Genomic DNA, 3,955 nt, shown 5'->3' on the forward strand with positions numbered 1-3,955 from the left:
GACGGAAGGCAATTATACGTAATTTATCCTTGGGGAGAAGGGGGATACCCCTTCTTTCTCAAAAATATTACTTCTCTTGCCCTCTTTAAAAGTTGCATTTACTCCTTGAATCTAAGAATAAAAATAGTTTAAAATTGCAGTATTCTATGTCTAAGAAGCGAATTTTGGCATTGATTTACGCATTCAACTATACTTTTACCATTCATATACAGATTATTAAAATGAAAGAATTCAATAAACAGGTGGCAGTAGTGACGGGGGCAGCATCGGGAATTGGGCTAGTCATTGCCCATAAACTCCTTACCGAAGGAGCACAGGTTGCTCTGTTTGATTTTAATGAAAAAGGATTGCATGGGGCGTTTGAAAGCTATGGCTCTCAAGTCCTGCTTATCGGGATAGATGTAACCAACGAAACCCTCGTTAGGGATGCTATTAGCCAAGTGTTATCGCATTTTGGTAAGATTGATATTCTCGTCAACTGTGTGGGAATCACGGGCGTGACCAACCTTAAAAGCCACGAAGTGAGTAGCGAGAATTTGCATAAAGTCTTTGAAGTCAACTTTATGAGTTGTTTTTATACCTCTAAAGCCGTTTTACCTTCTATGATGGCACAAAACTACGGGCGGATTCTGCACATTGCCTCAATTGCGGGCAAGGAAGGAAATGCGGGTATGTTGGCCTATTCAGCGTCCAAAGCAGCAGTCATTGGGCTGACCAAAGTACAGGGTAAAGAATACGCCGAGTACGGTATTACCGTCAATGCTTTGGCACCGGCGGTGATTCAAACGCCGCTGGTGGATGCCATGCCCGAAGTGCAGGTCAAATACATGACCGACAAAATTCCGATGAAACGTTGTGGTACGCTCGATGAAGCGGCCAATTTAGTGGCCTATATTGTATCTCCCAAAAACAGCTTTACTACGGGTTTTACCTTTGATTTATCGGGCGGAAGAGCCACGTATTGATTGACTACGCATGGAAAACAACCGCAGACATTTCTTGAAAACAGCAAGCGCAACAGGTTTAGGGCTTTTTGCTTCCAATCCTTTCGCGGCATACGCCACTACGCCCGACGGATGGGCACAAGTGCATGAACAGGCCAACCGCACCCGCGTCCAAAGATTCAACATGAGTGGTTACGCCGCCCCCAAACTTGATAAAGTTCGCATCGGATTCATTGGTTTGGGCAATCGTGGGATGGGAGCCGTAGATCGCATGAACAAAATCGAAGGCGTAGAGATCAAAGCCCTGTGCGACCTTCGTCCGGAGAAAGTAAATGCCGCTAAAAAGTTAGTGGAAGCCTCAGGTCATCATCCCGAAACCTACGTTGGCAGTCTGGAAATCTGGAAAAAACTGGCCGAGCGCACCGATTTGGATTTAATTTATATCCTCACGCCCTGGGCTTTTCATACACCAATGGCCGTATTTTCGATGGAACACGGCAAACACGTATGCGTGGAAGTGCCAGCCGCCAAAACCATTGACGAAGCCTGGCAATTGGTCGAAACTTCTGAGCAGACCAAAAAGCATTGTATGATGGTCGAAAACTGTTGCTATGATTTTTCGGAATTGCTTACGCTCAATTTAGCCCGTAACGGTTTCTTTGGGGAGATTGTCCACGGCGAAGCCGCCTATATCCACAATTTGCAGGAATATATGTTCTCAAAAACGCATTTCTATCAATTGTGGGAGCTTCATGAGATGTATCAACGCAAAGGAAACCTGTATCCAACGCACGGTTTGGGGCCGATTTGTCAGGTGATGAACATCAATCGCGGGGATAAAATGGAATACCTGACGTCCATGTCGAGCAATGATTTTGTGTTGGGGAATTTAGCCAAAGAACTCGCTGCCAAAGATGATTTTTATAAACCTTACGTGGATAAACCCTTCAACGGCAACATGAGTACGACGACCATCAAGACTCATAAAGGCAAAACCATTATGGTTCAGTACGATGTATCGTCGCCGCGACCTTATTCACGGATTCAATTGGTAAGCGGCACCAAAGCCATTGGTGTGAAATACCCCGAACCGGCGCGGTATTCAACCGGACACGAATGGATGAGCGCCGAAGAATACAAAGCGTTGGAACAAAAATACCTGCCGCCAATTGTGAAAAAAATGGGCGAAGTAGCCAAAAACGTCGGTGGGCACGGTGGTATGGATTTTCTGATGGACTGGCGCACGATTGACTGCCTTCGTAATGGCCTCCCGCTCGACCAAGATGTGTACGACGCGGCGCTTTGGAGTTCGGTAGCGCCCTTGAGCGGTTGGTCGGTAGCTAATCGTTCCAATTCCATCGATGTACCCGATTTTACAGGAGGCTCGTGGAAAAACAACGCGCCTGTTGATATTTCGATGACCAAAGGCGGAACTACTCAGGCCAAATTATAACGGATAAGGTGTTTATAAGGTTAAAAAGCCATTTGTCAGGAAGAATTTGATTGATAAAAAGAATTCGCATAAATTGTCCTCAATTAACGTTAATTCAGTTATTCACTAAACAGTTTATTTGAGAAATGGCAAATCCAACCTTATCGGAAAAAACCTTCATAAAATCCGCCCGGGAAGGCATTGGGCAGGGAAAAATGACAGTGCAGGGCACGGTCAATAAAATTATTCTTTTGGGTGGAACTGTGATAGCAACTGCAGCTGCAAGCTGGTTTTTCTTTGCTTCCAATCCTGCGCTTATCATGCCTTTGGCCATTGGCGGTGCCATTGCAGGCTTTGTTATCGCCTTAATTTTGGCTTTCAAACAGCATCTTGCTCCTACGTTAGCTCCCCTGTATGCGATTGTAGAGGGTGTGTTTGTGGGTGCCATTACGTTGGTATTTGAAAGTATGTACCCCGGCATCGGCCTTTCAGCGGTGTTGCTGACTCTTGCGATATTGGCCGGAATGGTCGGTTTGTACAAAGCAGGAGTTATTCGCGCTACTCCTACGTTTAAGCGTACCATAATGGCGGCTACTGCGGGTGTTGCTATTTTTTATTTAGTAGCGATGGTATTGCGGATGTTCAGTATTGAAATGCCCCTTATTTATGACAATAGTTGGTTTGGTATCGGCTTTTCACTTTTTGTAGTAGGTTTAGCCGCCTTCAATTTGGTTCTTGACCTCGACATGATTGAGCAAGGTGCAGAATATGGTGCTCCTAAATACATGGAATGGTACTGTGCTTTCGGGATGATTGTGACTATTGTGTGGCTTTATATAGAAGTGCTTCGTTTGCTCTCAAAACTTTCCAGCCGCGATTAAGGATTTATACTGAAATAAATGACGAATTACGAGTAACGAATGATGAATATGGCTGTATTACAAATACTTACAGCGTGAAGGTTACGTTAACATAAGTTCATTTTAGTAGTATAATCGTAGTTATCCTTTTAAAAGACGTCAGGCATTTGTGCCTGACGTCTTTTTGCTTTTAGGCGTTGTCTGTCGGCCGGCTGTTTTTGAATTTGTTTTATTGGAATAATTATAATTTTTATTGTTTAATCAAAACTGAATATTTGCTTGACAAAACAACATGAAGGTAATAGTTGATATTTTAAGTAATTCAATTGAGTATTTTAGCGATTTGAATACTATTAATTTTGCGTAATTAAATTTTTGCAAAATTTAATTTGGAATAAAGTTTTAATAAATCTAAACTTGTATTGTCTTTCTGCCCAAGCAAGAGAAGCTTCTGTTCTTTCAAATCAGGTTTTTGTTCAAAATGGCCGCAAACTATTAAGAATACCCGATGACATTATTCAGCAAAAGGATAAGTTGTCAAAATTGGAAAAATACAATTATTGCCCAATAACTTAATACTATATCGCCCATGAGAAGTTTTTTTAGAAACTGTTTTAAAATATCAATCAAGGCGTTTCAACATTAGCTGAATCATAGCTAAATAAACCGCACGGGCGGCCCCGCATACTTTCACTATTTTGAGTGTGCTTTTCGTAATC

The 3,955-nt window shown here is 42.7% G+C and carries 3 protein-coding genes; all 3 read left to right on the top strand.

Annotated features, from left to right (window positions below; genetic code table 11):
• The first annotated feature begins 221 nt into the window (after positions 1 to 221).
• The 3 genes from Q0081_RS05235 (at position 222) to Q0081_RS05245 (ending at position 3,257) form a co-directional block, all read left to right on the top strand.
• Positions 222 to 965, top strand: coding sequence for an SDR family NAD(P)-dependent oxidoreductase (locus Q0081_RS05235; protein ID WP_298350061.1), 744 nt, complete (start codon positions 222 to 224; stop codon positions 963 to 965).
• A gap of 10 nt (positions 966 to 975) precedes the next feature.
• Positions 976 to 2,397 carry a Gfo/Idh/MocA family protein gene (locus tag Q0081_RS05240; protein WP_298350058.1) on the top strand — a complete coding sequence of 474 codons (1,422 nt, stop codon included), beginning with the start codon at positions 976 to 978 and terminating at the stop codon, positions 2,395 to 2,397.
• Positions 2,398 to 2,522: 125 nt separating this feature from the next.
• A complete protein-coding gene (locus tag Q0081_RS05245; RefSeq protein ID WP_298350060.1) occupies positions 2,523 to 3,257 on the top strand; it encodes a Bax inhibitor-1/YccA family protein in 735 nt (244 codons plus the stop codon).
• The last annotated feature ends 698 nt before the right edge of the window (positions 3,258 to 3,955 follow it).

This window comes from Runella sp., assembly GCF_027484545.1.
Classification (GTDB): Bacteria; Bacteroidota; Bacteroidia; order Cytophagales; family Spirosomataceae; genus Runella.